Raw genomic sequence first — 23,037 nt, 5'->3', positions numbered from 1 at the left:
AATCATTCCGGCTCAGCCTGGCGTGACCCTCCCCCTTCCCCCCCCGGTGCGAGTTTGTCCAAGGTTGCCCCCGTATCGGGCTATAAGCAGCAAATCATCGCGGAACAGGGAAGAGGGTGGAGGGATGCTCGCCGCAACAAGGAAGATCGCTTTCGGCACCGCCGCCACAGCGCTCGTCGTGGGGCTCGCGGGATGCCCCGGATCCGACGGCCCGCCCCGCCCCCACTCGGGCGCGCCCGGATCGAAGAAGGGGGCCGGAGCCCCCGAAGGCCCGGCCCGCCTCATCGGCGACGGCTCCACCGCGTACACCGGAAGCCAGCCGGGGCTGGCCCGACCCCAGCGGCTGAAGCCCGGGGAGAAGCCACCGCAGTTCGTGGTGTTCTCCTGGGACGGGGCCGGCGAGGACAGCCAGAAGCTCTTCTCCCACTTTCGCAAGGTGGGCAGGAAGTACGACGCGACGATGACGTACTTCCTCAGCGGCGTGTATCTCCTGCCGGAGGAGAGGGCCACGCTCTACGCGCCGCCCCGGCACGCGCCCGGCCGCTCGGACATCGGCTTCAACGACACCGCGGGAATCCGGGACACCGTGCGTCAGTTGCGCGGCGCCTGGCTGGACGGCAATGAGATCGGCACCCACTTCAACGGCCACTTCTGCGGACCGGTCGGCGGCGTCGGCACCTGGTCGGTCGACGAGTGGCGAAGTGAGATCAGCCAGGCCAAGTCCTTCGTGAAGAACTGGAAGACGAACTCCGGCCTGACCGGCGAGCATCCGCTGCCCTTCGACTACGACAAGGAGCTCATCGGCGGCCGCACACCCTGTCTGGAGGGCCGGACGAACTTCCTGCAGGCCGCGAGCCGGCTGGGCTTCCGCTACGACTCCAGCGGCGCCAACGACCAGATCTGGCCGAAGAAGGAACTCGGCCTGTGGGATCTGGGCCTGCAGATGGTCCCGGTTCCGGGACGGGCCTTCGAGACGCTCTCCATGGACTACAACTTCCTCGTCAACCAGTCGGGTACGTCGTACCAGGGTGATCCGGTCATGTACGAGTACTGGGGTGCCCAGATGCGCGAAGGCCTGCTCCGGGCCTTCGACCGCGCGTACCACGGCAACCGCGCGCCGCTGATCATCGGGAACCACTTCGAGTCCTGGAACGGCGGCACGTACATGCGCGCCGTCGAGGAGACGATCGCAGCGGTCTGCGTGCGGCAGGAAGTGCGGTGCGTGTCGTTCCGGCAGCTCGCCGACTGGCTGGACGTGCAGGATCCGCGGCTCCTGGCGAAGCTGCGCACGCTGGGGGTCGGCGAACCGCCGAAGCCGGACTGGAACGCGTTTACGGCCGCCCAGGCGGCTAACGCGCGCTGACCGCCGCCATCCGCTCCCCGAGCACGAAGGCGGGGTCGACCTGGGCGGCCAGGTCGACCCCGGTCTTCGCGTTGCCCCAGCTCTCCGCGTTCCTCAGGTGGAAGTGCACCATCTGGCGGGTGTAGCGCTCCCAGTCCCGTCGGACGTACGACGCGTCCGCGGCTTCCTGGAGTGCGTGCAGCGCGGCGCGGTTGTGCTCCTCCAGATGCTCGAAGCGCAGCGGGCGGCCCTTCTCCATCGCCCGGACCCAGTCCGACTGGCCGAGGGAGACGAGCAGGTCCTCGCCCGCGTGCTCGCGCAGGAAGTCCAGATCGTCCTGGCCCTGCACCTTGTTGCCGACGACCTTCAGCGAGACGCCGAAGTCCCGGGCGTACTCCTTGTACTGGCGGTAGACGGAGACTCCCTTGCGTGTCGGCTCGGCGACGAGGAAGGTCATGTCGAACCGGGTGAACATCCCCGAGGCGAAGGAGTCCGAACCGGCCGTCATGTCGACCACCACGTATTCGTCCCGGCCGTCGAGCAGGTGGTTGAGGCAGAGCTCCACCGCGCCGACCTTGGAGTGGTAGCAGGCCACTCCCAGATCGGACTCGGTGAACGGTCCGGTCGCCATCAGCCGGATCTCGCCGTCATCCAGCGGGACGGTCCGCGCGCAGGCCTCGTAGACCGGATTGTCCTCACACACCCGCAGCAGCCGGGATCCCTCACCGGGCGGCGTTGTCTTGATCATCGTCTCGGCCGAGGCGATCCGCGGATTGGTGCCGCGCAGATAGTCCTTGATGAGGGGGAGGTACGCGCCCATCGCGGGCAGCGCCGCGGCCTCGTCGTCATCGAGACCGAGCGCCGCCCCCAGGTGCTGATTGATGTCGGCGTCCACCGCGACGACATGGGCCTGTTGCGCGGCGAGGTGGCGGATGAACAGCGAGGACAGCGTGGTCTTGCCGCTGCCACCCTTCCCTACGAAAGCGATCTTCATGTTCACGTAGGCTAGTGGCGTGGTCGCGCTCCGTGGTCGGGACGCGTGAAGAAGACCACTCCAAGGTGGGACGCGGGCCGGACGTGAGGCCGGGGCGCGTAGCCTCCCTACCTATGAGTACGAATGCCCCTGACCCCTTGGCCGCGCTGGGTTCCCTGCCCGGGGTCGCGGATGCCGTGGACTCCGTACGCAAGGCCGTCGACCGGGTCTACGGGCACCGTGTCATGCGCCGGCGCAGCGGCGAGATCACCTCGGAGGCGGCCCTGCGCGGGGCGCGTGCCTCCGCGGCGCTGTCCGGTGCCGACTGGGCGCTGGAGGAGGTGCGCAGGCGCACCGACTTCGGTGGCGAGGAGGAGGACCGTACTGTCGGCGCGGCCCTCCGGCTGACGGCCGAGGCCGGCCAGTTGCTGTCCATCTGGCGGCAGTCGCCGCTGCGCGTGCTGGCTCGGCTGCACCTCGTGGCCGCGGGCGGCACCGAGCCGGACGCTGCCATCGGCCGTCCTCGTCTCGCGGGCGAGAAGGTCGACGAACCCCTGATCGAGGCGCCCCTTCCGGACGCGGACGAGGTGGCCGGGAGGCTGGAGGGCCTCTCCGGTCTGATCATCGCGGGCAGCTCGGCTCCGGCGCTGGTGCAGGCGGCGGTGGCGCACGGTGAACTGCTGGCCCTGCGCCCGTTCTCCTCGTACAACGGCCTCGTCGCACGGGCGGCGGAGCGGATCGTCCTGGTGGGCAGCGGGCTCGACCCCAAGTCCATCTGCCCGGCGGAGGTCGGCCACGCGGAACTGGGCCGCGCGGCGTACGTGGCGGCCTTCGACGGCTACCTCTCGGGAACCCCGGAGGGTATGGCTGCCTGGATCACCCACTGCGGACGCGCGGTGGAACTGGGGGTACGGGAATCGACGGCGGTCTGCGAAGCTCTGCAGCGTGGTGCCGCGTAACCTGCGCCATCCATACAAAAGGGTTGCGGCGGTACCGGAATTGGTACCGCCGCTGGCATGTGCGCCCAGTTACCAAGCGTCCTCGATATGTTGCCCATCAGGTCGGGTACTTTGCCCGTCACCTGGTGCGGCTGGCCCGTAATCGACGGGTCGACGTCGCGTGGGTGCTCGGCGTCCATGCTTCGGTCCGTGGGCCTTTTCTTGCGTGATTGGTGATCCTCTCGGATGTCCCAGGTCTCGCGGGCCGTAAGTCCTTTGTACTCCAGCCGTCCGGCAAGCGGAACCCCTGGATGCACTTCTTTACTTTTAGCCTCAAATACGGGCAAAGGTTCCGTTACGTCGGCGGCTCGCGTACCAGACGAGCCCCGCGGTGGCCGCCGCCGCACCCACCGCGGCCGCCGCGACCAGCGCGGGACGCGGCGGCATCCTGAAGGAGGCGATCCGCTGCTTGAGTCGTACGGGCCGGTTGAAGACGAGAATCGGCCAGTCGCGAGAGACGGCTTCACGGCGCAGTCCGCGGTCCGGGTTGACCGCGTAGGGGTGGCCGACGGACTGCAGCATCGGGACGTCCGTGATCGAGTCGCTGTACGCGTAGCAGCGCGCGAGGTCGTACCCCTCGGACTCGGCGAGCTCCTCGATGGCCTTGGCCTTGGTCGGCCCGTACGCGTAATACTCCACCTCGCCGGTGAAACAGCCGTCGTCGCCGACGACCATGCGGGTGGCGACGACGCGGTCGGCGCCGAGCAGCTCGCCGATCGGCTCGACGACCTCGGCGCCGGAGGTGGAGACGATCACGACGTCGCGGCCGGCGGCGTGGTGCTCCTCGATGAGGGAGGCCGCCTCGTCGTAGATGATCGGGTCGATCAGATCGTGCAGTGTCTCGGCGACGATCTCCTTGACCTGTCGGACGTTCCAGCCCTTGCAGAGTGCGGACAGATACTGACGCATCCGTTCCATCTGGTCGTGGTCCGCGCCGCCGGCGAGGAAGACGAACTGGGCGTAGGCGGTCCGGAGTACGGCCCGGCGGTTGATCAGTCCGCCTTGGTAGAAGGACTTGCTGAAGGTCAGCGTCGATGACTTCGCAATGACCGTCTTGTCCAGGTCAAAGAAGGCTGCAGTGCGCGGCAAGGAGTGGTTATCCACGACGCAGAGCATAGGCGCCCACCATTCGGCGTAAGCTGGGGCGCGTGGGTTTGCCTGAGAAGGCTCTCGGGTACACCATGGAAGTCACGGATCGTTCGCGACCGTGCTAACCCGGTCCGACTCCTCCCCCCCCGAGTCGGCCGTGGGGACGACCCCCGCTCTCCCCCCCGGCGGGGGTCGTCGCATGTCCGGACGCGTTTTCGTCCCTCCATTTGATCGTTTCCTCCCCTTCTGGGCCGCCGTGCCGGCCTTCTCGCCTGCTCCAGTGTCGTCACGCTACGTAGTTGGTGGGCTGCGCTCCGGAAGTCGGCCGGGAAGTCACCGGTATGGGCTAACGGGATATTCACAAGTGGGGAGTTGTCCACAGTTTTAGAGCAAGATCCACACGATTTTCCGGCGCACTGCACGGTGATTCCGTCCGCGAAAGTTCGCGGGCCGAAGGAATCAATCGTCTCGGATCGATCGCGCGGACCGATCTCGCGAGCGGCGAGAAGAGGTCCGGGTGGGTGCGGGACCGGTGCGGGGCGGATATGCCGCCGCACTGGTGACGGCCGCCGCGGCAGCGCGGTGTGAGGGGGAGAAATCGTGTCGGATTCGATCACATCCGGTGCGCCGGGTGGGTTTGGTGGGCCGGACAGGTCAGGTACGGCGAGGCCGGGACCGGCCCCGGACGACAGGTCAGGTGCACCGGACCGGTCGGGTGCACTGGACAGGCGCGGTACATCGGACAGGCCCGGTTCATTGCGTACGCCTGGTTCGACGGGCGCGTTCGGGGCTTCGTCGGGCGAGCCGGGGTCGTCGGGCGCGGCCGGTTCGGTCCGTGGCTTCGGTGGGCGGCCGGGTTCGGGGGAGCGCGGGGCCCGGCCGCTGATCGTCACGGAGGACCCGGAGCTGCTCGACGATCTGCTGCGGCTCTGCGCCGCGGCCGGAGCCGAGCCGCTGGTCCACCATTCGGTGCCGGAGGAACGGGGCGGCTGGGAAGGCGCGCCGCTGGTCCTGGTCGGGGACGACGCGGCGGCCCGGTGCCGGGGAGCCACCCGCAGGCGCGGGGTGCTGCTCGTCGGCCGCGACCAGGACGACCCCCAGGTCTGGCGGCGTGCGGTGGAGATCGGCGCCGACTGTGTGCTGCGGCTGCCCGACGCCGAGGGCTGGCTCGTGGACCGGATCGCCGACGTGGCCGAAGGCGTCGGCCGCCCGGCGCTCACGGTCGGCGTGATCGGCGGTCGCGGCGGCGCCGGGGCGTCCACACTGGCCTGCGCGCTCGCCGTCACGGCGGCCCGCGAAGGGCGGCGCACGATGCTCATCGACGCGGATCCCCTGGGCGGCGGCCTCGATGTGCTGCTCGCCGGGGAGCAGGCCGAGGGCAGACGATGGCCGGACTTCGCGGCGTCCAGGGGCCGGGTGGCAGGCGGAGCCCTGGAGGAGTCGCTGCCTTCGGTGCACGGGCTGCGCGTGCTCAGCTGGGACCGGGGCGACTGCGTGGTGATCCCGCCGGCGGCCATGCGCTCCGTGCTGGCGGCAGCGCGCCGACGCGGTGGTGTGGTGGTCGTGGATCTTCCGCGCCGCGTGGACGAGGGCGTCGCGGAGGCGCTGGCGCAACTGGACCTCGGACTGCTGGTGGTGCCGGGCGAGTTGCGGGCCGTGGCCGCCGCGAGGCGGGTCGCGTCGGTGGCGGGCATGGTCCTCGGAGATCTGCGGGCCGTGGTGCGCGGACCGTACGCGGCGGGGCTCGACGAGCAATGGATCGCCCAGGCGCTCCAGCTGCCACTGGCGGGCGAACTGCCCGTGGAGCCGGGGCTGTTCGCCGACCTCGACAGCGGCATTCCGCCGGGGGCCGGTGCGCGCGGACCGCTGGCTCGGTTCTGTTCGGCCTTCTGGGAGCGGGCGTTCGCGGGCGGTGGAGCCTCATGACCGAGACACTGCTCGAAGCCGTACGGCAGCGGCTCGCCGAGAGCGGGGCCGAGCCGACCCCGGCGCGGGTGGCGGCCGCGCTGCGGGCGCAGGGGAGGCTGCTCGGCGACACGGAAGTGCTCGGGGCCGCCGAGGAACTGCGGTGCGAACTGGTCGGGACCGGACCGCTGGAGCCGCTGCTCGCCGATCCCGCGGTGACCGACGTGCTGGTGTCGTCGCCCGACCGGGTGTGGGTGGACCGGGGCGGAGGCCTCCAGCTCACCGGGATCACCTTCTCCGACGCGGCGGCGGTGCGCAGGCTGGCGCGGAGGCTCGCGGCGGTGGCGGGGCGGCGACTGGACGACGCCCACCCCTGGGTGGACGCCAGGCTCCCCGACGGCACCCGCATGCACGCGGTGCTGCCCCCGGTGGCGGTCGGATCGACCTGCTTGTCGCTACGGGTGGTGCGGCACCGGGCGTTCTCGCTGAGCGAGCTCGTTGCCGCGGGGACGGTCCCGCCGGGCGGGGACCGGCTGCTCGGAGCGCTGATCGAGGCCAGGGTCTCGTACCTGATCAGCGGCGGGACGGGCTCCGGCAAGACCACCCTGCTCTCCACGCTGCTGGGACTGGTCGGTGAGCGCGAGCGAATCGTGCTGGCCGAGGACTCGGCGGAGCTGCGGCCGGACCATCCGCATGTGGTGCGGCTGGAGTCCCGCTCGGCGAACCAGGAAGGGGCGGGCCGGGTCACACTGCGGGACCTTGTGCGTCAGGCGCTGCGGATGCGGCCCGACCGGCTCGTGGTGGGGGAGGTGAGGGGCGCGGAAGTCACCGACCTGCTGGCCGCGTTGAACACGGGCCATGACGGGAGCGGAACCGTCCACGCCAATACGGCCGCGGACGTGCCGGCCCGGCTGGAGGCCCTGGGGACCGCGGCCGGGCTCGACCGGGCCGCGCTGCACAGCCAGTTGGCGGCCGCGCTGTCGGCGGTCCTCCATCTCGTTCGGGACCGGGACGGTCGGCGGCGGGTCGCCGAGGTGCATGTGCTGGAGCGGGACGCGGCGGGGCTGGTGGTGACCGTGCCCGCGCTGCGGTGGGGCGCGGCGGGTTTCGCCCGCGAGCGGGGCTGGGAGCGGCTTCGGTCGCTGATCGGGGGTGCGTGGTGACGACGGCGGCGATGTGTGCGGCGGTGTGCGCGGGGGCCGCGGCCTGGATGACGGCCGATACGGATCAGGGGGTGCGGCGGGGGAGGCTGATGCTCGCGGGCGGGGTCGCGATGAGCCCAACCCCCGTGTGGGACTGGGGACGTTGGAGGCCCGTGGCGCGGCGGCTGCGGGGGGAGTGGGCGTGTCTGCCGGTGGCGGTGGTGCTGGCGGTGCTGGGGGAATCGGTGCTGCCGCTGGTGCTGGGAGCGGTGGCGGTGCCGCTGGTGGGGCGGTGGCTGAGGGCCGGTGAGCTCCGGCGGGCCAGGGAACGCAGGTCGGATGCGGTGATCGCGTTGTGCGGGGGGATCGCGGGCGAGCTGAGGGCAGGGCGACAGCCCGCGCAGGCTCTGTCGGCCGCCGGCCGGGCCACGGGGGCGCTGGGCGGGGCGGAGGCCGCGGTCCTGGCGGCCGCCCGGTTCGGCGGCGATGTGCCAGGGGAACTGCGGCGCGCCGCCCGGGCGCCGGGTGCCGACGGGCTGGCCGGACTCGCGGCCTGCTGGCTGGTGTCGGTGGACGGCGGGGCGGGGCTGGCCGCCGGGCTGGACCGGCTGGAGGCGGGACTGCGGGTGGAGCGGGACCAACGGGAGGGGCTGCGCGCCCAGTTGGCCGGAGCGTGGTCGACGGTCGTGGTGCTGGCGCTGCTCCCGGTGGCCGGGCTGGCCATGGGGTGGGCCCTGGGCGCCGAGCCGCTCCGGGTGCTGCTGCACACCCCGGCGGGCTGGGGCTGCCTGCTGGTGGGCGGCCTGCTGGAGACCGCAGGGTTGTGCTGGGCGGCGCGGATCGTCCGGGCGGGAGAGCGGCCATGAGCGGTGACGTCGTCCACAAGCTGGGGATGGCGGTCTCGGTCGCGGCGGCCGTCGTGTGGCTCGGCCTGGAGGCGGCGGCCCGGCGGCGCGCGTGGCGGGTACGCGGCCGAGTCTCGGCCCTGTTGGTGGCGCCGCCGGTGGACTACGGCCCGCGTCGGCGGTGGTGGCCGCATTGCGGCGCCAGGACGCGACGGTGGGCGCCGGCGGTGGGCGCGGTGATCACCGGCTACGTACTGGTCGGTGGGGTCGCCGGAGGTCTGCTGGGTCTCGCCGCGGCGTACGGCGGCCGGAGGTGGGCACGCGGCCGCGCACGGGACAGAGCCGTCCGCGACGACCGGTCCGCGGAGCAACTGCCTCTCGCCGCTGACCTGCTGGCGGCCTGCGCCTCGGCCGGGGCCGGGCCGCGTGAGGCGGCGGAGGCGGTGGGGGAGTCGCTCGGCGGTCCGGTCGGCGAGCGCCTCGTGAAGGCCGCCGCAGAGCTGCGTCTGGGCGGCGAACCGGCGCAGGTGTGGGGGCGGTTCGGGGCGATACCGGGCGCGGCGGGACTGGCCCGCTGTCTGGAGCGGTCCGGTTCCTCGGGGGCGCCGGCGGCGGAGCCGGTGTCCCGGCTGGCCGCGGGCCTCAGGGCGGACCGGGCCAGGAGCGCCGCGTCCCGGGCGCAGCGCGCGCAGGTGCTGATCACGGCACCGGTGGGCCTCTGCTTCCTGCCCGCGTTCCTCGCGGTCGGTGTGGCTCCGGTGGTGATCGGCCTGGCGAGCGGACTGCTGAGCGGCGACTGAAGCGCTGGATCACCGAGTCACTGACGAACTGACGGACTGACGGATTGATGAGCTGACGGACTGATCGAGGGGGTTGACATGGGGTTCATGGCAGGGACGAAGCAGTGGGTGGCACGGATGCGGAACGGGGTACGGGCCTGGCTGGTCAGCAGGCAGGTGCGTGACGACACGGGGATGACGACAGCGGAGTACGCCATGGGGACACTGGCCGCTTGTGCCTTCGCCACGGCGCTCTTCAAGGTGGTGACGAGCGACACGGTGTCGTCCGCGCTCGAGTCGGTGATCGGGAAGGCGCTCAATGCGCAGTTCTGACACGGCTCGCACTGCTCCTGACCGGGGGTCTGTGACGGCGGAGGCGGCGGTCGCGGTGCCGGCGCTGGTGCTGTTCACCATGGCTCTGGTCTGGGCTCTCATGGCCGCGTCCGCGCAGATCCAGTGCGTGGACGCCGCCAGGGCCGGGGCACGGGCGGCGGCGAGATCGGAGCCGCGGGCCGCCGCGCTCGCCGCGGCCCGGTCGGCCGCCCCCAGCGGCGCCCGGGTGTCGATGGGGCGCGAGGGGGACCTGTGGCGGGTCCGGGTCGAGGCGGACACGCCCGGGCCGGGTGCGCTGGCCCTGACCCTGAGCGCGCAGGCCGTGGCGGTCGCGGAGGACACGGTGGGGAGGTCCGGATGATGCGGGCTCGGGCTCACGCCGACCGCGGTTCGGCGACCGTGTGGGTGGCGGTGGCCGCGTGCGCGCTGTGTGCCGTGTTCGCGGTGGTCCTGGCCATGGGGCAGGCGGTCGTGGCCCGCCATCGGGCGGGTGCCGCCGCCGATCTGGCGGCGCTCGCCGCGGCGGACCTGGCACTGGACGGTGCCGGGCCGGCGTGCGGCGCGGCGGAGCGGGTGGCCCGCGCCCAGGGGGCCGTCGTGGTGCGATGCGCCGTGGCCGGGGAGGTCGCCGATGTGACGGCCCGGGCGGCGTTCGGCCCGTTCGGCCCGGAGGTCAGATCGCGCGCGGGTCCTCCGGATGGGCCAACCCTTCCTGCTGACTTTCCGGGCTCCGTACGTTCTCCGGATTCTGCTGCTCCGGCTGCTCCTCCGGTCGCTCCGGTGCCGCCGGCTGCTCAGACCTCTCCGGCGTCTCCCGGGCGGGCGGGGCCGGCTCCGGGGCGGGGGCCTCCTTGAGGAGGACCGTGAGCAGGCGTACGGCGGCTCGCTTGTGCAGGGGGTCGTTGCCGTTGCCGCATTTGGGGGACTGGATGCAGGACGGACAGCCCGCGTCGCACTCGCAGGAGGCGATGGCCTCACGGGTCGCCGTCAGCCACTCACGGGCCGTGTGGAAGGCCCGCTCCGCGAAGCCCGCGCCGCCCGGGTGGCCGTCGTACACGAAGACGGTGGGCAGCAGGGTGTCCGGGTGCAGCGGGACGGAGACCCCGCCGATGTCCCAGCGGTCGCAGGTGGCGAAGAGCGGCAGCATCCCGATCGAGGCGTGCTCGGCGGCGTGCAGGGCGCCGCCCAGCTGATCCGGGTTGACCCGGGCGGCGTCCAGCTGGTCCTCGGTGACCGTCCACCACACGGCCCGGGTGCGCAGGGTGCGCGGCGGCAGGTCGAGCTTGGTCTCGCCGAGCACCTCACCGGTGATCAGCCTGCGGCGGAGGAAGGAGACGACCTGGTTGGTGACCTCGACGGAGCCGTAGCACAGGCGCCCGGCGCCCCACGGGATCTCGGTGTCGGTGTCCAGGATGGAGATGGAGGTGGTGTCGCGGGCGGTGGTGGAGTACGGCGGGTTGGCCTCCTCGACGAGGGCGACCGAATCCTCCAGGTCCAGGTGCCTCACCAGATACGTACGGCCCTGGTGGAGGTGGACGGCGCCGTCGTGGACGGCAGCGTGCGAGGCCGGTTCGTCGACCGTCCCGAGCAGCCGGCCGGTGGAGGCCTCGACGATCTGCACGGGGCGCCCGCCTTCGCCCCGGATGTCGGTGAGGTAGGCGGCCCGCTCCCGGCGGGTCCAGTACCAGCCGGAGGCGCGCCTGCGCAGCAGCCCCGCGCTCTCCAGCTGCGGCAGCAGCTCGGGCACGGCGGGGCCGAACAGCTCCAGGTCGGCCTCCGTCAGCGGGAGCTCCGAGGCGGCCGCGCAGAGGTGCGGGGCGAGCACGTAGGGGTTGTCCGGGTCGAGGACGGTGGACTCGACCGGCTGCTGGAAGAGCGCCTCGGGATGGTGCACGAGGAAGGTGTCCAGCGGGTCGTCGCGGGCGACCAGTACGGCGAGGGCGCCCTGCCCGGACCGTCCGGCCCGGCCCGCCTGCTGCCAGAGCGAGGCCCGGGTACCCGGATAGCCGGCGATCACGACGGCGTCCAGGCCGGAGACGTCGACGCCGAGCTCCAGGGCGGTGGTGGCGGCGAGCCCGAGCAGCTCGCCGGAGTGCAGGGCCCGCTCCAGGGCACGGCGCTCCTCGGGCAGGTAGCCGCCACGGTAGGCGGCGACCCGGCGGGCGAGGGAGCGGTCGACCTCGGCGAGGCGTTCCTGGGCGATCACGGAGATCAGTTCGGCGCCGCGCCGGGACCGGACGAACGCGACGCTGCGGACGCCCTGGACGGTCAGGTCGGTGAGGAGGTCGGCGGTCTCGGCGGTGGCGGTGCGGCGGACCGGCGCGCCCTTCTCGCCGTGCAGCTCGGTGAGAGGGGGCTCCCACAGGGCGAAGACGAGCTCTCCGCGGGGTGAGGCGTCGTCGGAGACCTCGCGGACCGGCAGGCCGGTCAGGCGGCGGGCGGCTACGGACGGTTCCGCGGCGGTCGCGGAGGCGAGGAGGAAGACCGGGTTCGCGCCGTAGCGGGCGCACACGCGGCGCAGGCGCCGCAGGACCTGGGCGACGTGGGAGCCGAAGACGCCGCGGTAGGTGTGGCACTCGTCGATGACGACGTAGCGCAGGGAGCGCAGGAAGGAGGACCAGCGGGGGTGTGAGGGAAGTATCCCGCGGTGCAGCATGTCCGGATTGGTGAGCACGTAGTTCGCGTACTGGCGGACCCATTCGCGCTCCTCGACCGGCGTGTCCCCGTCGTACACGGCCGGGCGCACACGGTTGCCGAGAGGGGCGGCGAGCTCCTTCACGGCGCGGCGCTGGTCGGCCGCGAGGGCCTTGGTGGGGGCCAGGTACAGGGCCGTGGCGCCGCGTCCGTTGGCGGCCTCGGCGCCGTCGAGCAGGGTGCTGAGCACCGGCGCGAGATAGGCCAGGGACTTGCCGGACGCCGTGCCGGTGGCGATCACGACCGATTCGCCGTCCAGCGCGTGTTCGGCGGCGGCTGCCTGGTGGGCCCAGGGGTGTTCGATGCCCGCCTGCTGGATGGCGTTGATCACTTCCGCACGGATGCGATCGGGCCAGACGGCATGGCGACCCGGCCTCGGGGGCAAGTGCTCCGTATGAGTGATGCGCGCAGCCCGGCCCGCCCCCGCGGTGAGCCGGTCGAGGACCGTACCGGGGGAGGGGCGGGTTTCCCCGCTCTCGGGAGGTCGTCTGGGACGGAGATTCTTGGCCATCGGCACCGAGTGTGTCACTGGCGTGACGGACAATGGTCCCAAGGCGTCGTGCATGGCTGCTGGTAAGTGATTGAATGCCATCGCGGCTGGCGATCCGTCCCCTGGCTCCGTCGGGGAGACCGAGGGGCGACCGCTCGATAGCAAGGTGCTGGAGGATCCGTGGACCTGTCCCTGTCGACTCGCAATGTGTCCGGCCCTCAGGGCGACCGTACGGTCGTCGAGGTCGGTGGCGAGATTGATGTGTATACCGCGCCCAAGCTGCGCGAGCAGTTGGTCGAGTTGGTGAACGACGGCAGCTACCACCTGGTTGTCGACATGGAGGGCGTGGACTTCCTCGACTCGACCGGCCTCGGCGTGCTCGTGGGCGGTCTCAAGCGTGTGCGGGCACATGAGGGCTCGCTGCGCCTCGTCTGCAACCAGGAGCGCATTCTCAAAATCTTCCGGATCACGGGCCTGACCAAGGTGTTCCCCATCCACACCACGGTCGACGACGCGGTCAACGCGACCGACTGAGTCGCCGGAGGGCTTCAGGGGCTCCAGGAGGCTCCGGACCGTTCCGTAGGGTCCGGAGACTCCCGGTGCGCCCATGTGAGCCCGTGAGCTCCGGCCAGGTTCCGTGAGCTCCGGAGGAAGGCAGGGGTACCGGGCGCCGCCCGGGCCCTTGAGATGCACGCTCGCACGCTCGTACGTCCGAGGGGGACCGCATGGCCACGGTTGAACTCCGCTTCAGTGCCCAGCCCGAGCATGTCAGGACGGCCCGTCTGGTGGCCGCTGCAGTGGCGCGCCGGGCCGGGGTGGACGAGGCCGTCCTCGACGAGGTCAGGCTCGCTGTCGGAGAGGCCTGCAGCCGGGCCGTCGGGCTGCACCGGAGCAATGGCATCACCGCCCCGGTGCGGGTCGTGCTGACCGACGAGGAGAAGACCTTCTCCATCGAGGTCGGTGACGAGGTGCCCGTCCCGACGAGGGCGTCGGCGCCAGGGGCGCACGGTGCCGACGGCGCGGCCGGCCAGGACGCCGGTGACGGTGACGGCGAGGACGAGATGGGTCTCGCGGTGATCAGCGGGCTCGTCGACGATGTCGAGGTGACGTCGGGCGAGGGCGGCGGCGTGATCCGGATGAGCTGGCCGACGACACCGGAGACGGTGCTGCCGTGAGCCGCCTTCCGGCCATACGGTCCGATCATCGTTGCGCGACCGGGTGACCTGTGTGATCGAGTGACGCCGACGGGTGACGTGCATCCGTTCGTTTGTGGGGCCCTGCTGAGCAGGGCCTTTTTCATTTACCTAGATCATTGATCAAGCGTCAATGCTTTTGCCCCATTACCGCTTTCGGGGGTAATCTCCGGACGCGATCATTTGCTGAGTAGCAACTGAAGGTCAATTCCATTTACGGCGCCCTGTTTTGATCAGGTTCCGCTCCCTACAATCCGTCCACATCTTGAGCTCTGAGCGTCAAGGAGGACGAATGGCGGGGCTCTTCAACCCACACCTGACCGACCACCCCACTTCTCTCGCTGCCGCGGTACTCACCGACGACAACCGGATGATCGTCATTGTGATCGCCGCGGTGGCTCTGGCAGCACTGATCGTTGCCCAGCTGCTGGTACGCCAGGTACTGGCGGCCGGTGAAGGCACCGATTCCATGAAGAAGATCGCGGCTGCCGTACAGGAAGGCGCGAATGCCTATCTGGCACGGCAGTTGCGCACACTCGGCATCTTCGCCGTCGTGGTCTTCTTCCTGTTGATGCTGTTGCCGGCCGACAACTGGGCCCAGCGCGGCGGACGTTCGGTGTTCTTCCTGGTGGGTGCGCTGTTCTCGGCGGCCACCGGATACATCGGCATGCGTCTTGCCGTACGAGCAAATGTGCGCGTGGCCGCTGCCGCGCGTGAAGCGACACCGGCGGAAGGCGAGCCGGAAAAGGATCTGACGGCCGTTTCCCACAAGGCCATGAAGATCGCTTTCCGGACGGGCGGCGTGGTCGGCATGTTCACGGTGGGCCTCGGCCTGCTCGGTGCCTCCTGCGTGGTCCTCGTCTACGCCGCGGACGCCCCCAAGGTCCTGGAGGGCTTCGGCCTCGGCGCCGCGCTCATCGCCATGTTCATGCGAGTCGGCGGCGGCATCTTCACCAAGGCCGCGGACGTCGGCGCCGACCTCGTCGGCAAGGTCGAGCAGGGTATCCCCGAGGACGACCCGCGCAACGCCGCCACCATCGCCGACAACGTCGGTGACAACGTCGGCGACTGTGCCGGTATGGCCGCCGACCTCTTCGAGTCGTACGCCGTCACGCTCGTCGCCGCGCTCATCCTCGGCAAGGCCGCCTTCGGTGATCTGGGTCTGGCCTTCCCGCTGATCGTCCCGGCGATCGGCGTGGTCACCGCGATGATCGGTATCTTCGCGGTCGCCCCGCGGCGCGCCGACCGCAGCGGGATGACCGCCATCAACCGCGGTTTCTTCATCTCCGCGGTGATCTCGCTGGTCCTCGTGGCCGCAGCCGTGTACGCGTACCTGCCCGCCACGTACGCCGAGCTCGACGGCGTCACCGACGCCGCCATCCGGGCCCACGACGGCGACCCGCGCATCCTCGCGCTCGTGGCCGTGGCCATCGGCATCGTGCTGGCCGCCCTGATCCAGCAGCTGACGGGGTACTTCACCGAGACGACCCGCCGCCCGGTCCGCGACATCGGCAAGTCCTCGCTCACCGGCCCGGCCACCGTCGTACTCGCCGGTATCGCCATCGGACTGGAATCGGCCGTCTACACCGCGCTGTTGATCGGCCTCGGTGTGTACGGGGCGTTCCTGCTCGGCGGTACGTCGATCATGCTCGCGCTGTTCGCGGTGGCGCTGGCCGGCACCGGGCTGCTCACCACCGTCGGTGTGATCGTCGCCATGGACACCTTCGGGCCCGTCTCCGACAACGCCCAGGGCATCGCCGAGATGTCCGGCGACGTCCAGGGCGCGGGCGCGCAGGTGCTCACCGACCTCGACGCGGTCGGCAACACCACCAAGGCCATCACCAAGGGCATCGCCATCGCCACCGCCGTGCTCGCCGCGGCCGCGCTCTTCGGCTCGTACCGGGACGCGATCGCCACCGCCGTGGCGGATGTGGGCGCCAAGGCCGGCGGGATGAACCTGAGTCTGGACATCTCGCAGCCCAACAACCTGGTGGGACTGGTCCTCGGCGCGGCGGTCGTCTTCCTCTTCTCCGGGCTGGCGATCAACGCGGTGTCCAGGTCGGCCGGTTCGGTGGTCTACGAGGTGCGGCGGCAGTTCCGCGAGCACCCCGGGATCATGGACTACAGCGAGAAGCCGGAGTACGGGCGCGTCGTCGACATCTGCACCAAGGACGCGCTGCGCGAGCTGGCCACGCCCGGACTGCTCGCCGTCCTGGCACCGATCGCCGTCGGCTTCACCCTCGGCGTCGGCGCGCTGGGCTCGTACCTCGCGGGAGCCATCGCCACCGGCACCCTGATGGCCGTCTTCCTCGCCAACTCCGGTGGCGCGTGGGACAACGCCAAGAAGCTCGTCGAGGACGGCCACCACGGCGGCAAGGGCAGCGAGGCGCACGCTGCGACCGTCATCGGCGACACCGTGGGCGACCCGTTCAAGGACACGGCGGGCCCCGCCATCAACCCGCTGCTGAAGGTGATGAACCTGGTGGCCCTGCTGATCGCGCCCGCGGTGGTGCAGTTCAGTTACGGGGACGACGCCAGTGTCGGCGTACGGGTCCTGGTCGCCGCCCTGGCGCTCGCGGTCGTCATCGGTGCCGTGTACGTCTCCAAGCGGCGTTCCGTCGCCGTGGACGACGGCGGGACCGCGGACCGGAAGGCTAAGTCACCTGACCCGGCGGTCGTTTCGTAGGACGCCGGCGGTCCGGTGCCGCCAGGATGCCGGACGTGTTCAAAGGGCGGGCGGGCAGCGTGCTTTGACGCGCTGTCCGCCCGTTCCCATGAGGATCGTGAGCCTTGTCTCCCTTGGTGCAAATGGCTGCAATAGCCTACGTACCGGACGTCCGGCATGCGGCTGTCGCCCACTTGGCGTGTATGTTCCGGGGCCGAGAGCCTTGGAAGGGACCGATCCGGTGAAGGTGAACAAGAAGCTTGCGGCCGCGCTGTCCGGTAGTGCGGTACTCGTGCTGGCGCTGTCGGGCTGCACCGACGACGGCGAAGGCGAGAACAAGGTGGATGCCTGGGCCAAGACCGTCTGCGACCAGGCACAGCCGCAGATCCAGAAGAGGGCCGACGCCCAGCAGACCATCATCTCGACGGCCGCCGACGGCAAGCCCGCCGATATCCAGGCCGCCGACTCGAAGGCCTTCCAGGACATCGCCGACGCCAACAAGGCGCTGGCCGCCGCCGTGCAGAACGCCGGTACGCCGCCGGTCGACGGCGGCGAGAAGCTCCAGCAGGACGCCGTCAAGGAGCTCACCGCCACGTCGGCGTCCTACCTCGGGCTGAAGAAGCAGATCGACGCGCTCGAGCCGAAGGACCAGCAGAAGTTCGCGGACGGCCTGCAGGGTGTCGCGGACGGGCTGAAGAACATCGAGAAGACCGACCAGGACGCGCTGGCCAAGCTGCAGTCCGGCGAGCTGGGCCAGGCCATGGCGAAGCAGCCCGGCTGCCAGAAGGTCAAGCCGAAGACGGTGCCGACCGGGACGCCGAGCTCCCCCGCGCCGGGTTCCGGCGCATCGAAGCCGGCGACGACCGCGCCCTCGAACGCCACCGGACCGTCGAAGTCCGCGGGTGCTTCGGTACCGCCCTCGGCGGTGGCGTCGGGTTCCGCGTCGGCGTCCGCGTCGAAGTCGACCCGCGGGGAGTAGGGCCCGACCCGCGGGGAGTGGGGCCCGGTCGGCGGGGAGCAGGGCCTGGCTGACGGGACCAGGGCTCGGCCGGTGGGACCAGGACGAGGAGTCATCAGCTCCGGCGTCACCGGGGCCGCATCGGGGCGGCCCGGGTGACGCCGGATGCGCGCGGCAGGGGCGGCGGCCGCGCCGCACGGGTGAGAATGGGGCCCGTGAGTACGACCAGCCTTGCCGCAGACCTCCCGGCCCCCGACCGGTCCCGCCGACTCCGCGACGCCCTGCTCGCCGCCGACTTCACCGCGGACGGGCTGCTCGACCTGCTCGGCGCGCCGGCGTACGCGGCGCTCGCCCGCAGCGAGACGGTGCCCGCGCTGCGGGCCACCCGCGGGCACTCCCCGCTGGAGACGCTCGTACGGCTCTTCCTCCTGCAACGGCCCGTGGTGCACGAGGACGCCCGGTCCGCGCTGCCGCTGGACGACGCGCTCGCCGACGGCTGGGTGGTCAAGGACGGCGACGGCGTACGGGCGAGTGTCGACGTACGCCCGTACGGCGGCCCCGAGGGCCAGGACTGGTTCATCGTCTCCGATCTGGGCTGCGCGGTCGGCGGCGCCGGAGGGGCGAGCGGCCGGGACGAGCGTGTGGTCCTCGGCGTCGGCGGGGCGTCCACCACGCTCGCCGGGATCACCGTGCGCACGCCCGTGTCCTCCGCGCTCGACATCGGCACCGGCTCCGGCATCCAGGCACTGCACGCGGCCCAGCACGCCACACGCGTCACGGCCACCGACCTGAACCCGAGGGCCCTGGCGTTCGCCCGGCTGACCCTCGCCCTGTCCGGGGCGCCCGAGGCCGATCTGCGCGAGGGTTCGCTGCTCGAACCGGTCGCGTCGGAGACGTACGACCTCATCGTGTCCAATCCGCCCTTCGTCATCTCTCCCGGGGCCCGGCTGACCTACCGGGACGGCGGGATGGGCGGGGACGATCTGTGCCGCTCGCTCGTTCAGCAGTCGGGGGAACGGCTGAACGAAGGGGGGTTCGCGCAGTTCCTCGCCAACTGGCAGCACGTGGAAGGGGAGGACTGGCAGGAGCGGGTGCGCTCCTGGGTGCCGCGCGGCTGCGACGCCTGGATCGTGCAGCGCGAGGTGCAGGACGTGACTCAGTACGCCGAGCTGTGGCTGCGGGACAGCGGTGACCACCGCACCGCTCCCGAGGAGTACGCGGCGCGGTACGACGCGTGGCTGGACGAGTTCGAGGCGCGGCGGACCAAGGCGATCGGCTTCGGCTGGATCACGCTCCGGAAGTCCGGGTCCGGGGCGGAGCAGCCGTCGATCGTCGTCGAGGACTGGCCGCACCCCGTCGAGCAGCCTCTCGGCGAGACCGTGCGGGACCACTTCGAGCGCCAGGACTATCTGCGGACGCATGACGACGCGGCGCTGCTCGAAGAGCACTTCGTCCTCGCCGACGAGGTGATGCAGGAGCAGGTCGGGCTGCCCGGCGCAGAGGATCCGGAGCACGTCGTGCTGCGGCAGAACCGGGGCATGCGGCGCGCCACGAAGGTCGACCACGTCGCCGCGGGCTTCGCCGGGGTCTGCGACGGCTCGCTCAGCGCGGGCCGGATCCTCGACGCCATCGCCCAGCTCGTCGGCGAGGACCCGGTCCTGCTGCGCGACCGCACGCCGCAGGCGATCAGGCTGCTGGTGGAGGAGGGCTTCCTGAGGCCCGCCTCGTGGGCGGGTTCGCAGCGCGGCTGACCCGCCGCGCCGAGCGCTGCCTGCGCGCCGCACCGCATCGATCGCACCATCCGCGCCACGCCCCCCAGGTCCGGAGCGAGGGGTTCCGGAACCGGGCGTCGGCGAGGGCAGCCCGTATAAATCCGGCCATTGTTCGCACCGCCGGGCGCCGCCCGGCACCGCCGGCCACCGGTGTGCCGGGAGCCGCTCCGCCGGACCCGCGCCGTGTGCGCTCGCGTACGGACGCTCGCCGAAGGGAATCCTTCCGGCAGCGGCGCGGACCGGCGCCGCCCGGGTGAACCCCCGTGTCGCGTTCACCGGGAATTCGCGTGGGCGACGCCCAGAGCTGTCAGCCTCGGCCGCGGGAGCATCCCGGGAGCGGGCCGAGGAGTGGGAGACGCGCATGGAGAGCGGGCCGGCGATCTTCGCGGGGACAGCGTTCGCGCTGTTCGGGGCCGCGCTGCTGGTGTGGACGGGAGCACGTGTGACACACCGCGCGCCGGTCGCGCACGGTGTGAACCGCGCCACCGCCGTCACTCTCACCACGCTCTTCGGCGCCGCCTTCCTCGTGGCCGGCGTCTGGTGCTTCACCCGCGTCTGAGCGGCACGCGAGCCGCGCCCGGTACGCGCCAGGCCCCACGCGAACCGCGCCAGGGCCGCACGCGAACCACGCCTGAGCCACCGGTTCGAGCCGCCACCCGGGCCGCTGCCCGATCTCCGTCCCGGCAGACACCGGCCCCGGTACGCGCAGCGCTCGAAGACGTGTCGCAAGCCCGTGGAGGGCGTACCGGAGGCGTGTCCGAGCCACGCCCGGACTGCCACGCCCTGACACCGACGTGGAAGTCCGGGCGGCAGGAATGCCCGGAGTCGGGTTACCGTTCGAGTGGCCGTTGCGGGCTTTTGCCGTTTGACACGGGGGCGGGTTGTACCGTCACACTCCGCAGCGACAGCACTGGCAGTACGGCCCGTACGCCGTACGCCAAGGCCGTACGTGCCCACCGAGCGTCGACCGGAGAGAAGAGCGAAGTTGTCCCCGACCAGCGAGACCGCACAGGGCGGCCGCCGACTCGTCATCGTCGAGTCGCCTGCCAAGGCGAAGACGATCAAGGGCTACCTCGGCCCCGGCTATGTCGTCGAGGCGAGCGTCGGGCACATCCGCGACCTCCCGAACGGGGCCGCCGAGGTCCCTGACAAGTACACCGGCGAGGTCCGCCGCCTCGGCGTGGACGTCGAGCACGATTTCCAGCCCATCTATGTCGTCAACGCCGACAAGAAGGCGCAGGTCAGGAAGCTCAAGGAGCAGCTCGCCGAATCCGACGAGCTCTTCCTCGCCACCGATGAGGACCGCGAGGGCGAGGCCATCGCCTGGCACCTGCTCGAAGTCCTCAAGCCCAAGGTCCCGGTCCACCGGATGGTCTTCCACGAGATCACCAAGGACGCGATCCGCGAAGCCGTCGCCAACCCGCGCGAGCTCAACAAGCGCATGGTCGACGCCCAGGAGACCCGCCGTATCCTCGACCGCCTCTACGGCTACGAGGTCTCGCCGGTCCTGTGGAAGAAGGTCATGCCGCGGTTGTCGGCCGGCCGCGTCCAGTCCGTGGCGACCCGCCTCGTCGTCGAGCGCGAGCGCGAACGCATCGCCTTCCGCTCCGCCGAGTACTGGGATCTGACCGGTACGTTCTCCACCGGCCGCGCCGGTGACGCCAGCGACCCCTCGGCCTTCACCGCCCGGCTGACCACGGTCGACGGGCAGCGCGTCGCCCAGGGCCGCGACTTCGGCCCGGACGGCAAGCTCAAGTCCGGCCAGGTGCTGCACCTGGACGAGGCGAACGCGCGCGCCCTCAAGGCCGCGCTGGAGACCGCCTCCTTCACGGTCCGCTCGGTCGAGTCGAAGCCGTACCGCCGCTCGCCGTACGCCCCGTTCCGTACGACGACGCTCCAGCAGGAGGCATCGCGCAAGCTCGGCTTCGGGGCGAAGGCCACGATGCAGGTCGCGCAGAAGCTGTACGAGAACGGCTTCATCACCTACATGCGTACGGACTCGACCACGCTGTCCGACACCGCCGTCGCGGCGGCGCGGGCGCAGGTCACGCAGCTGTACGGTGCCGACTACCTGCCCGAGAAGCCGCGTACGTACGCCGGGAAGGTCAAGAACGCGCAGGAGGCGCACGAGGCGATCCGCCCGTCGGGTGATCGTTTCCGCACTCCGGCCGAGACCGGACTGAGCGGCGACCAGTTCCGCCTCTACGAGCTGATCTGGAAGCGGACCGTCGCCTCCCAGATGAAGGACGCGGTCGGTAACTCCGTCACCGTCAAGATCGGTGGCGTCGGCTCCGACGGCCGGGACGCCGAGTTCTCCGCGTCCGGCAAGACGATCACCTTCCACGGCTTCATGAAGGCGTACGTCGAGGGCGCGGACGACCCGAACGCCGAGCTGGACGACCGCGAGCGCCGCCTGCCGCAGGTCGCCGAGGGCGACGCGCTGACCGCCGAGGAGATCACGGCGGACGGCCACGCGACCAAGCCGCCGGCCCGCTACACCGAGGCCACGCTGGTCAAGGAGCTGGAAGAGCGCGAGATCGGCCGCCCGTCGACGTACGCGTCGATCATCGGGACCATCCTCGACCGCGGCTACGTGTTCAAGAAGGGCACGGCCCTGGTGCCGTCGTTCCTGAGCTTCGCCGTCGTCAACCTGCTGGAGAAGCACTTCGGCCGGCTCGTCGACTACGACTTCACCGCCAAGATGGAGGACGACCTCGACCGCATCGCGCGCGGCGAGGCCCAGGCGGTGCCGTGGCTGAAGCGCTTCTACTTCGGTGAGGGCACCGGCGCGGGCGGCGCGGCCGAGGCAGGGAACGGCGACGGCGACCACCTCGGCGGCCTCAAGGAGCTCGTCACCGACCTCGGCGCGATCGACGCCCGCGAGATCTCGTCCTTCCCGGTCGGCAACGACGTCGTGCTGCGCGTCGGCCGCTACGGCCCGTACGTGGAGCGCGGCGAGAAGGACGCGGAGGGCCACCAGCGCGCCGACGTTCCCGCCGACCTGGCGCCCGACGAGCTGACCGTCGAGCTCGCGGAGGAGCTGCTGGCCAAGCCGAGCGGCGACTTCGAGCTGGGCAAGGACCCGGAGACGGGCCACGAGATCGTCGCGAAGGACGGCCGCTACGGCCCGTACGTCACCGAGATCCTGCCCGAGGGCACGCCGAAGACCGGCAAGAACGCGGTGAAGCCGCGGACGGCCTCCCTCTTCAAGTCGATGTCCCTCGACACGGTGACCCTGGAGGACGCGCTCAAGCTGATGTCGCTGCCGCGCGTCGTCGGCAAGGACGCCGAAGGCGTCGAGATCACCGCGCAGAACGGCCGCTACGGCCCGTATCTGAAGAAGGGCACGGACTCGCGCTCCCTGACGAGCGAGGACCAGCTCTTCACCATCACCCTGGAAGAGGCCCTGGCGATCTACGCCCAGCCGAAGCAGCGCGGGCGGGCCGCGGCCAAGCCGCCGCTGAAGGAGCTGGGCACGGACCCGGTGAGCGAGCGTCCCGTCGTGGTCAAGGACGGCCGCTTCGGCCCGTACGTCACCGACGGCGAGACCAACGCGACCCTGCGCACCGGCGACAGCGTGGAGGAGATCACGCCGGAGCGCGGCTACGAGCTGCTCGCCGAGAAGCGCGCCAAGGGACCGGCGAAGAAGACCGCCAAGAAGGCACCCGCCAAGAAGACGGCGGCGAAGAAGACCGCGGCCAAGAAGACGACGACGGCCAAGAAGACCGCCGCGAAGAAGACGACCACGAAGACGGCCGCCAAGAAGACCACGACGAAGGCGGCGGCCGCCAAGAAGACGGCGTCTTCGGAGGAGTAGGAGAACCGCCTCCTTGAACCGCCTCCTTGAAACCGTCTCCTT

At 71.3% G+C, this 23,037-nt stretch carries 18 protein-coding genes and 1 pseudogene; 16 read left to right on the top strand and 3 right to left on the bottom strand.

The window, feature by feature from the left end:
* The first annotated feature begins 124 nt into the window (after positions 1-124).
* The gene (locus tag ABT342_RS12870) at positions 125-1,363 is read left to right on the top strand and encodes a polysaccharide deacetylase family protein (RefSeq protein WP_351571333.1); all 1,239 of its coding nucleotides are present in this window, start codon (positions 125-127) and stop codon (positions 1,361-1,363) included.
* On the opposite strand, the gene ABT342_RS12865 is transcribed toward ABT342_RS12870, so the two are convergent.
* Positions 1,350-2,336: an ATP-binding protein gene (locus tag ABT342_RS12865; protein ID WP_351571330.1), complete on the bottom strand. Its 987-nt coding sequence runs from the start codon at positions 2,334-2,336 to the stop codon at positions 1,350-1,352. The genes ABT342_RS12870 and ABT342_RS12865 overlap by 14 nt on opposite strands.
* 113 nt (positions 2,337-2,449) lie before the next feature.
* Between ABT342_RS12865 and ABT342_RS12860 the strand changes: the two genes are divergently transcribed.
* Positions 2,450-3,274, top strand: coding sequence for a Fic family protein (locus tag ABT342_RS12860; protein ID WP_351571327.1), 825 nt, complete (start codon positions 2,450-2,452; stop codon positions 3,272-3,274).
* A 312-nt stretch (positions 3,275-3,586) separates the two neighbouring features.
* On the opposite strand, the gene ABT342_RS12855 is transcribed toward ABT342_RS12860, so the two are convergent.
* Entirely contained in the window at positions 3,587-4,429 is an 843-nt protein-coding gene (locus ABT342_RS12855; protein WP_351571324.1) for an HAD family hydrolase, read from the bottom strand.
* An 855-nt stretch (positions 4,430-5,284) separates the two neighbouring features.
* Here ABT342_RS12855 and ssd point away from each other — a divergent pair.
* The 7 genes and pseudogenes from ssd to ABT342_RS12820 all read left to right on the top strand — a co-directional run.
* A complete protein-coding gene (ssd, locus tag ABT342_RS12850; protein ID WP_351571581.1) occupies positions 5,285-6,328 on the top strand; it encodes a septum site-determining protein Ssd in 1,044 nt (347 codons plus the stop codon).
* Positions 6,325-7,470, top strand: a complete 1,146-nt coding sequence (locus tag ABT342_RS12845) for a TadA family conjugal transfer-associated ATPase (protein WP_351571321.1) — start codon at positions 6,325-6,327, stop codon at positions 7,468-7,470. The genes ssd and ABT342_RS12845 overlap by 4 nt, the downstream gene beginning before the upstream one ends.
* A gap of 11 nt (positions 7,471-7,481) precedes the next feature.
* Complete coding sequence (locus tag ABT342_RS12840) at positions 7,482-8,315, top strand: type II secretion system F family protein (RefSeq protein WP_351571578.1); 834 nt, start codon at positions 7,482-7,484, stop codon at positions 8,313-8,315.
* A complete protein-coding gene (locus tag ABT342_RS12835) occupies positions 8,312-9,094 on the top strand; it encodes a type II secretion system F family protein (RefSeq protein WP_351571318.1) in 783 nt (260 codons plus the stop codon). The genes ABT342_RS12840 and ABT342_RS12835 overlap by 4 nt, the downstream gene beginning before the upstream one ends.
* Positions 9,095-9,211: 117 nt before the next feature.
* Positions 9,212-9,406: a DUF4244 domain-containing protein gene (locus ABT342_RS12830; protein WP_351571575.1), complete on the top strand. Its 195-nt coding sequence runs from the start codon at positions 9,212-9,214 to the stop codon at positions 9,404-9,406.
* Positions 9,393-9,767 carry a TadE family type IV pilus minor pilin gene (locus tag ABT342_RS12825; RefSeq protein ID WP_351571315.1) on the top strand — a complete coding sequence of 125 codons (375 nt, stop codon included), beginning with the start codon at positions 9,393-9,395 and terminating at the stop codon, positions 9,765-9,767. Before ABT342_RS12830 ends, ABT342_RS12825 begins: the two co-directional genes overlap by 14 nt.
* Positions 9,764-10,039 (top strand): annotated as a pseudogene (locus ABT342_RS12820) (Rv3654c family TadE-like protein); the annotation flags it as partial. The gene ABT342_RS12825 and the pseudogene ABT342_RS12820, both read left to right, overlap by 4 nt.
* Positions 10,040-10,079: 40 nt before the next feature.
* Here ABT342_RS12820 and ABT342_RS12815 read toward each other — a convergent pair.
* Complete coding sequence (locus ABT342_RS12815; protein ID WP_351571312.1) at positions 10,080-12,692, bottom strand: DEAD/DEAH box helicase; 2,613 nt, start codon at positions 12,690-12,692, stop codon at positions 10,080-10,082.
* A 78-nt stretch (positions 12,693-12,770) separates the two neighbouring features.
* Here ABT342_RS12815 and ABT342_RS12810 point away from each other — a divergent pair, with 78 nt between their 5' ends.
* The 7 genes from ABT342_RS12810 (at position 12,771) to topA (ending at position 22,995) form a co-directional block, all read left to right on the top strand.
* Positions 12,771-13,124: an STAS domain-containing protein gene (locus ABT342_RS12810; protein ID WP_351571309.1), complete on the top strand. Its 354-nt coding sequence runs from the start codon at positions 12,771-12,773 to the stop codon at positions 13,122-13,124.
* A gap of 191 nt (positions 13,125-13,315) precedes the next feature.
* On the top strand, positions 13,316-13,765 hold the full coding sequence (locus tag ABT342_RS12805; RefSeq protein WP_351571306.1) for an ATP-binding protein: 450 nt from the start codon (positions 13,316-13,318) through the stop codon (positions 13,763-13,765).
* Between the two features lie 310 nt (positions 13,766-14,075).
* Positions 14,076-16,469: a sodium-translocating pyrophosphatase gene (locus ABT342_RS12800; RefSeq protein WP_351571303.1), complete on the top strand. Its 2,394-nt coding sequence runs from the start codon at positions 14,076-14,078 to the stop codon at positions 16,467-16,469.
* A gap of 226 nt (positions 16,470-16,695) precedes the next feature.
* Positions 16,696-17,427: a small secreted protein gene (locus ABT342_RS12795; RefSeq protein WP_351571573.1), complete on the top strand. Its 732-nt coding sequence runs from the start codon at positions 16,696-16,698 to the stop codon at positions 17,425-17,427.
* Positions 17,428-17,612: 185 nt separating this feature from the next.
* The gene (locus ABT342_RS12790; RefSeq protein WP_351571301.1) at positions 17,613-19,157 is read left to right on the top strand and encodes a DUF7059 domain-containing protein; all 1,545 of its coding nucleotides are present in this window, start codon (positions 17,613-17,615) and stop codon (positions 19,155-19,157) included.
* A gap of 382 nt (positions 19,158-19,539) precedes the next feature.
* Entirely contained in the window at positions 19,540-19,737 is a 198-nt protein-coding gene (locus ABT342_RS12785) for a hypothetical protein (protein ID WP_351571299.1), read from the top strand.
* Positions 19,738-20,163: 426 nt separating this feature from the next.
* Positions 20,164-22,995 carry a type I DNA topoisomerase gene (gene topA / locus ABT342_RS12780; RefSeq protein ID WP_351571296.1) on the top strand — a complete coding sequence of 944 codons (2,832 nt, stop codon included), beginning with the start codon at positions 20,164-20,166 and terminating at the stop codon, positions 22,993-22,995.
* Positions 22,996-23,037: the final 42 nt, after the last annotated feature.

It is taken from the genome of Streptomyces sp. NPDC000410 (genome assembly GCF_040300305.1).
Taxonomy (GTDB): domain Bacteria; phylum Actinomycetota; class Actinomycetes; order Streptomycetales; family Streptomycetaceae; genus Streptomyces.
This window is presented reverse-complemented; position numbering and strand designations above follow the sequence as displayed.

What these genes read in the sequence shown, in the direction of transcription:
- ABT342_RS12790 (WP_351571301.1), top strand. Translation starts at nt 17,613, where the DNA reads ATGGGGCCCGTGAGTACGACCAGCCTTGCCGCAGACCTCCCGGCCCCC.
- ABT342_RS12865 (WP_351571330.1), bottom strand. Translation starts at nt 2,336, where the DNA reads ATGAAGATCGCTTTCGTAGGGAAGGGTGGCAGCGGCAAGACCACGCTG.
- ABT342_RS12870 (WP_351571333.1), top strand. Translation starts at nt 125, where the DNA reads ATGCTCGCCGCAACAAGGAAGATCGCTTTCGGCACCGCCGCCACAGCG.
- ABT342_RS12830 (WP_351571575.1), top strand. Translation starts at nt 9,212, where the DNA reads ATGCGGAACGGGGTACGGGCCTGGCTGGTCAGCAGGCAGGTGCGTGAC.
- ABT342_RS12860 (WP_351571327.1), top strand. Translation starts at nt 2,450, where the DNA reads ATGAGTACGAATGCCCCTGACCCCTTGGCCGCGCTGGGTTCCCTGCCC.
- ABT342_RS12800 (WP_351571303.1), top strand. Translation starts at nt 14,076, where the DNA reads ATGGCGGGGCTCTTCAACCCACACCTGACCGACCACCCCACTTCTCTC.
- ABT342_RS12825 (WP_351571315.1), top strand. Translation starts at nt 9,393, where the DNA reads ATGCGCAGTTCTGACACGGCTCGCACTGCTCCTGACCGGGGGTCTGTG.
- ABT342_RS12815 (WP_351571312.1), bottom strand. Translation starts at nt 12,692, where the DNA reads ATGGCATTCAATCACTTACCAGCAGCCATGCACGACGCCTTGGGACCA.
- ABT342_RS12845 (WP_351571321.1), top strand. Translation starts at nt 6,325, where the DNA reads ATGACCGAGACACTGCTCGAAGCCGTACGGCAGCGGCTCGCCGAGAGC.
- ABT342_RS12805 (WP_351571306.1), top strand. Translation starts at nt 13,316, where the DNA reads ATGGCCACGGTTGAACTCCGCTTCAGTGCCCAGCCCGAGCATGTCAGG.
- ABT342_RS12785 (WP_351571299.1), top strand. Translation starts at nt 19,540, where the DNA reads ATGGAGAGCGGGCCGGCGATCTTCGCGGGGACAGCGTTCGCGCTGTTC.
- ABT342_RS12855 (WP_351571324.1), bottom strand. Translation starts at nt 4,429, where the DNA reads ATGCTCTGCGTCGTGGATAACCACTCCTTGCCGCGCACTGCAGCCTTC.
- ABT342_RS12840 (WP_351571578.1), top strand. Translation starts at nt 7,482, where the DNA reads ATGTGTGCGGCGGTGTGCGCGGGGGCCGCGGCCTGGATGACGGCCGAT.
- ABT342_RS12835 (WP_351571318.1), top strand. Translation starts at nt 8,312, where the DNA reads ATGAGCGGTGACGTCGTCCACAAGCTGGGGATGGCGGTCTCGGTCGCG.